The following is a 5,130-nucleotide window of genomic DNA, read 5'->3' as shown; positions in this document are numbered from 1 at the left end:
GATCACCGACGCGCACCTGGAGGGCATCGACCTGTCCAGCTGGAAGGTCGCCTGCAACGGTGCGGAACCGGTCCGGGCCGAGACCCTGCGGGCCTCCGCCGCCGTCCGGGGCGCCCGGACCCGGATCGGCCGGTGCCGGGGACGCGGAAGAGCCCTTGCGGCGACCGCCCCGCCGGTGCCGCCGAGCACCGCGCGACCGTCCGGGCCGCTCGTCGGCGGCCCCGCCCGTCTCCGGGGCAGCGGGCCCGGGGCCCTCGCCGGCCCGGGACGGCGCCCCTCCGGCCGGCGGCGGCGCCTCGGCGTCTGGCGGTCCGTCGGCCGGGGCCACCGCGGCCTCGGGCTCCTCGCGCCGCCGCCGTTGGGTCTCGACGGCGGCCAGCAGCCCCTGGGGCGTCATGCCGTCGTTGAGCGACTCGTAGAGCAGCTCGGCCAGCAGGTAGCCCGGGGCGAGCCGCAGGACGTGGCCGAGCACGACCCGGGCCGTCGCCGTGTCCCCGGCGACCCAGGACGTCCAGGCGAGCAGGGTGAGCGGGGCCACCGCGCAGCCCTCGTACGGCGGCACGGCCCGCCGGGCGAGGAAGCGCCAGAGCCGCTCGGCCGGGGCCAGCTCGGCCGGCCGGGCGTACTCGACGCCGCGGTCCCGCACCAGGCGGTCCCGCAGGGCGAGCAGCAGCTGGGCCGTCCGGTCCGCGTCGAGCTCCCGCGCCCCGGCCCGGAACTCGGCGACGGCCTGGTCGAGCAGGGCGATGCGCTGCTCCCGGGCGAGGGCGTCCACGGCCTCCGCCCGGGCCAGCGCCTCGCGCTGGGCGGCGTCCTCCGGCGGGCCGACCGGATCCAGCCCGCCGATGATCGCCTTCCGGCTGCCGCGCGGCGCCAGGCCGGCGACCGTCGCGGCGGCGGCCGCCGGGCCGGGACCGGGGCCGCGCCGCACCGGATTGCCCGCCGCGTCGCAGCACCCGTCGCCGCGGCAGAGGAAGGACCACCAGCGGCCGCCCGAGACGCACAGCGACTCCTTCACGGCCACGCCCCGGCGCCCGAAGGCCGCCCGGAGGGCGTCCGCCAGCGGCCGCAGCCCGTCCACCACCGGCGGGGCGTGGGCCGCGCCGGGATCCTGGCAGAGGTAGAGGAGCACCTGGAGCGGCCGGGCGCCGTGCCGCTCGGAGAGGGCGACCAGCAGGGCGGCCGTCTCCTCCGCCGCGGCCGGCCACTGCGCGGGCGACCGGGGCAGGTCCGCCCGGATCACCCCGCCCTGGTGCAGGCCGGGGCCGTGGAGCCCGACCGCGACGATGCTGTCGTCGGGGTAGAAGCCCAGGAAGTACGGGAGCAGCTCGGCCATGTCGGCCGGACCGCGCATGACGACCGGCCGGTGCTCGGAGGCCGGGCCGAGGGACAGAATGACGTGTTCGTTGTTCATCGCGTTCATGGCCGCAAGAGTGGACGCAATCCGCGGGCGATGTCGGAACGGACTTTTTTCCTGTGGATAACTCCGCCCCCGAATTTCCCCTCACTCATTCGGCGCAGACGACACTCCCTCCCACGAGTGGATTTTGACTGCCGTTCAGCGGACCAGCGGATGAAATACACCCCGCCTTCCCCCGCTTCCCCTCCCCCGCATTCGTCGCTTGTCGGCGGTACGGGGTTACATGGACGCCATGCAGCAGCCCGACACCCACACCACCGCCACCGCCGACCGCGCCGAGGTCCGGGCGCGGGCCGAGGCCGTCCTGCGCGAGCTCGCCGGCCCCGGAGCCGCCCTGCGCGAGGACCAGTGGACGGCCATCGAGGCCCTCGTGGTCGACCGCCGCCGTGCCCTGGTCGTCCAGCGCACCGGCTGGGGGAAGTCCGCGGTCTACTTCATCGCCACCGCCCTGCTCCGGGCCCGGGGCGCCGGGCCGACGGTGATCGTCTCGCCGCTGCTCGCCCTGATGCGCAACCAGGTCGAGTCGGCCGGCCGGGCGGGCATCCACGCCCGCACCATCAACTCGGCCAACACCGACGAGTGGGCCGCCGTCCAGGAGGAGGTCGCCGCCGGGAAGGTGGACGTCCTGCTGGTCAGCCCCGAGCGGCTGAACAACCCGGACTTCCGCGACCAGGTGCTGCCCGAGCTCGCCGCCTCCACCGGCCTGCTGGTGGTCGACGAGGCCCACTGCATCTCGGACTGGGGGCACGACTTCCGCCCCGACTACCGCCGGCTGCGCACCATGCTCGCGGACCTGCCGCCCGGCGTCCCGGTGCTGGCCACCACCGCGACGGCCAACGCCCGGGTCACCGCGGACGTCGCCGAGCAGCTCGGCACCGGCGCCACCGACGAGCACGCCCTGGTGCTGCGCGGACCGCTCGACCGCGAGAGCCTCACCCTGGGCGTGCTCCCCCTGCCCGATCCGGCGCACCGCCTCGCCTGGCTGGCCGACCACCTCGACCGGCTCCCCGGCTCGGGCATCGTCTACACCCTGACGGTGGCCGCCGCCGAGGAGGTGACGGCCTTCCTGCGCGAGCGCGGCTTCCCGGTGGCCTCCTACTCCGGCCGCACCGAGGACGCCGAGCGCCGCACCGCCGAGGCCGACCTGCTGGCCAACCGGGTCAAGGCGCTGGTCGCCACCTCCGCGCTCGGCATGGGCTTCGACAAACCCGACCTCGGCTTCGTGGTGCACCTCGGCTCGCCCAGCTCGCCGATCGCCTACTACCAGCAGGTCGGCCGCGCCGGGCGCGGGGTGGACCGCGCCGAGGTGCTGCTGCTGCCCGGGCGCGAGGACGAGGCGATCTGGCGCTACTTCGCCTCGCTGGCCTTCCCGCCGGAGGAGCAGGTGCGCCGCACCATCGACGCACTGGCCGAGGCCGGCCGCCCGCTCTCCACCGCCGCCCTGGAGCCCCGGGTGGACCTGCGCCGGGCCCGGCTGGAGACCATGCTCAAGGTACTCGACGTGGACGGCGCCGTACGCCGGGTCAAGGGCGGCTGGACGGCCACCGGCCAGAGCTGGGCGTACGACACCGCCCGCTACGCCAAGGTCGCCGCCTCCCGGGAGGCGGAGCAGCGGGCGATGCGCGACTATGCGGCGGGCACCGGCTGCCGGATGGAGTTCCTGCGCCGCCAGCTGGACGACGAGCAGGCCGCACCGTGCGGGCGGTGCGACAACTGCGCCGGGCCGCTGCACACCCCGGACGTGTCCGCCGAGACGCTGGCCGCCGCCCGGGCCGCACTCGGCCGCCCGGGCGTGACCTTCGAGCCGCGCCGGCTCTGGCCGACCGGGATGGACGCGCTCGGGGTGCCGCTCAAGGGCCGGATCCCGGCGGGCGAGCAGGCGGAGACCGGCCGGGCGCTGGGCCGGCTGTCCGACATCGGCTGGGGCAACCGGCTGCGCACCCTGCTCGCCGAGCAGGCGCCGGACGTGCCGGTGCCCGGCGAGGTGGTGGACGCCCTGGTGGCGGTGCTCGCCGACTGGGCCCGCGGCCCGGGCGGCTGGGCCGGGCCCGCGACCACGGAGGGCGCGCGGCTGGAGCGACCGGTCGGCGTGGTGACGATGGCCTCCTCGACCAGGCCCCAGCTGGTCGGCAGCCTGGGCGCGCGGATCGCCGAGATCGGGCGGCTGCCGCTGCTCGGCCGGATCGAGTACGCCGGCGGGCTGCCCCCGCGCGGCGCCCGCAGCAACAGCGCGCAGCGGCTGCACTCGCTGGCCGGCGCGCTGGTCCTGCCGCCGGAGGTGGAGCAGGCGGTGGCGGCCGCCGGCGGGCCGGTGCTGCTGGTGGACGACCTCGTCGACTCGGGGTGGACGGTCACCGTGGCCGCCCGGCTGCTGCGGCGGGCGGGGGCGGGCGCGGTGCTGCCGCTGGTGCTGGCCGTCCAGGGGTGACGGGACGGCGGAAAGCCGAGTGAAGGAGCCCTCCCCTTCACTCGAATGGCCTAACAGAAAGGATCAGGCGAAGCGATTTCGATCACACCGTCGGAGCGAACCGGGAAAGGAGTGAGCACCATGCCGATGACGGTTCACCCTGCGCCGCGAGCTTTGTGGATCAAGGCCCGGCGGCTCGTCCGCGGCGCTCGGTCCGCGGTGGAACATATCCGGCAGACCATGGGCTATCGGGTGGCGTTCATCATTTCATCGTTGCCGCTCCACCCCCGATGCCCCGAGAATTGGGAGGTACCCGAAACCCGGTCCGCTGGACCCGCCCTTCGGCGTACCCAGGCACCCGCCTGCCCACGGGCCAGGAAGGAGGATCGTGATCAACGGCATCGACCGAGGTCAGAATCCCTTCTCCAGGAGTCCGGAACCCAGACGGGTACTGGACCTGGAGGTCTGGGCCGCCTCGGGGATCCCGTTGCTGCGCGACCCCCGCGAGTTCGTCCTGGAACTCCACCAGCGCCACCTGCCCCAGCCCGGCATCGTCGTGGTCGCCGTCCTGGACGCGCTCCACCACCTCGTCGCCTCGGCCTCCTTCACCCCCTGGCCGCACGACACCGACGGCTGGCAGCACCGCAACGCGCTGCTGACGTACCTGCGCCGGATCATCCCCCACGACCTGCGACTGGCCGAGCCGACCCGGACGGCCGTGCTGCTGCGCTGCCGCGACGGCGCGCCCGGCTGGACGGAGCAGGACGGCGCCTGGATGTGGGCGCTGAGGGACGCGTCCGCGCTCCACGGACTGCGCTGCGGCGCGTACATCGGGCTCACCCCGGCGGGCTGGCAGGTCCTCGGGGACGGGCGGGGCGGACGCAAGCCGCACGCGGGCTCCTGGGCCGACGGGCCGGTGCACACCGTGACGGAACTGCCGCCGCGCTCGGCGCTGGAGGCCCCGCGCGGCCAGCGCACCCGCCGGCTGACGGCCGACCGGGCCACGCACGGAGAGGACACGGCGCGCTCCCCGCAGTCCGAGCCCCCGTGGGCGCAGGCGCGGGTCGCGGCGGCCGAACCGACCCGCCGCACCGGCACGCGCTGAACCAGCGGCGGCGACCGGCCTCACCGGCCGTCACCCACCGGGCGCCGCCCGGTCCGCCGCCGGCCGCCGAGGGACGCGGGACTCGGGACTCGGGACTCGGAACGGATCGTGGCGCGAACCACGGGACGGACCTCGGGCCCGGCACCGTACGGCGGCACCGGGCCCGAAGTGGACGACTGTGGTCAGGCCCTGGCCGGG

General features: G+C 76.0%; 3 protein-coding genes. 2 read left to right on the top strand and 1 reads right to left on the bottom strand.

Features of this window, described 5'->3' with window-relative positions; translation table 11 throughout:
• The coding region (locus ABZW03_RS36915; protein WP_355268657.1) for a DUF4192 domain-containing protein at positions 1–1,423 on the bottom strand (1,423 nt) is incomplete at its 3' end.
• Between the two features lie 229 nt (positions 1,424–1,652).
• On the opposite strand from ABZW03_RS36915, the gene ABZW03_RS36910 reads away from it, so the two are divergent.
• Positions 1,653–3,848 carry a RecQ family ATP-dependent DNA helicase gene (locus ABZW03_RS36910; RefSeq protein ID WP_355268655.1) on the top strand — a complete coding sequence of 732 codons (2,196 nt, stop codon included), beginning with the start codon at positions 1,653–1,655 and terminating at the stop codon, positions 3,846–3,848.
• A 430-nt stretch (positions 3,849–4,278) separates the two neighbouring features.
• Positions 4,279–4,932 carry a hypothetical protein gene (locus tag ABZW03_RS36905; RefSeq protein WP_355268659.1) on the top strand — a complete coding sequence of 218 codons (654 nt, stop codon included), beginning with the start codon at positions 4,279–4,281 and terminating at the stop codon, positions 4,930–4,932.
• The last annotated feature ends 198 nt before the right edge of the window (positions 4,933–5,130 follow it).

The organism is Kitasatospora sp. NPDC004799, from assembly GCF_040609095.1.
Lineage (GTDB): Bacteria > Actinomycetota > Actinomycetes > Streptomycetales > Streptomycetaceae > Kitasatospora.
The sequence above is the reverse complement of the archived record's forward strand: the minus strand, read 5'-3'. Positions and strand labels throughout refer to the sequence as shown.

What these genes read in the sequence shown, in the direction of transcription:
- ABZW03_RS36910 (WP_355268655.1), top strand. Translation starts at nt 1,653, where the DNA reads ATGCAGCAGCCCGACACCCACACCACCGCCACCGCCGACCGCGCCGAG.